This is a genomic window from Candidatus Saccharimonadia bacterium (genome assembly GCA_035544015.1).
Lineage (GTDB): Bacteria > Patescibacteriota > Saccharimonadia > UBA4664 > UBA4664 > UBA5169.
Window position 1 is genome coordinate 1 of sequence record DATKIP010000081.1, and the last position, 1,233, is coordinate 1,233.

At 62.6% G+C, this 1,233-nt stretch carries 1 protein-coding gene; it reads left to right on the top strand.

The features are described 5' to 3' along the window. On the top strand, window positions 1–794 hold a 794-nt coding region (locus VMT30_05480), incomplete at its 5' end, for an IS5 family transposase (GenBank protein HVQ44388.1). Window positions 795–1,233 lie beyond the last annotated feature (439 nt).

Here is a 1,233-nt window from a genome sequence, read left to right on the forward strand (position 1 = left end):
CGTTTCCGATCGCCGTGATGTTGCGCATCTACTGCCTGCAGCAGTGGTACAATCTGTCTGATCCGGGCGCCGAGGAAGCGCTGTACGATATCCAGTCGATGCGCGCGTTCTGCAATCTCGAACTCGGACGCGATCCGATCCCGGACGAGACGACGATCTTGAACTTCCGGCATCTGCTCGAAGCACATGAACTGACGAAGACGGTGTTCGAAGCGGTAGCAGAGTATCTCGAAGCGCGCGGCGCGTTGCTGCGCGGTGGCACGATCGTCGATGCGACATTAATCGCCGCCTCGCCGTCCACCAAGAACGAGGCGGGCAAGCGCGATCCGCAGATGCATTCCTCGAAGAAGGGCAACCAATGGTACTTCGGCATGAAGGCGCACGTGGGCGTCGATGCCAGCAGCGGGCTTGTGCACACCGCGGGCGTGACGAGCGGCAACGTGCACGATGCGAAGGTGATGGACCGTTTGGTCCGCGATGACGACACCGCGGTCTATGGCGACAAGGGCTACGCCAGCGATGCGAAGAAGCGCGCCGCGGAGGCGACGGGCGTGCTCTGGGCGGTGAAGGAGAAGGCCAAACCCGGCGGCAGGCTGACGGCCCGCCAGCGTGCGCGCAATCGTAGGGTCGGCAAGGTGCGCGCGAAAGTCGAGCATGTATTTCGTGTCATTAAGTGCCAGTTCGGCTATCGAAAAGTGCGCTATCGCGGCATCGCCAAGAACGGGGCCCAGGTGTTCTCGCTGTTGGCACTCGCAAACCTGTATCTCGCCCGCAGGACACTTGCGTCCGCCTGACGAGATCAGGCCATCCGCTCCCGCCCGCCGCTGTGAGTTGGCGGCTTTGACAAGAAAAAAACGTTCGCCTAAGCCACAAACGATCGCATCGCCGCGTTGATCAGAGCTTCCCTAATTTGTTGAGTAGGCTCGGCAGCGGATACCCCGCGCCGTGAGAAGCGATCAGCTCGTTTCGGCCATAGGCGGCCTTCCAGTCACACTTGCTGCATGCGACGAGAATGGACTCGCCGACCCGCGCGCCCGAAAGCGCATGGCGACCTCACAACTGGACGCCGCTCGCGTGAGCTATGGCCAGATTCCGCCAGCCTGTTGCGTCCGGGTGGGTCGCGGAGCCGCTATGTCCGTTCCCTCCGGCAACGGCTTGGCGAGCGCGTCTTGCTCATTCCCGGCTGTCGTCCCTGCCCGGCAACGACTTGGAACGGTCCGGCCGGTCAGAAGT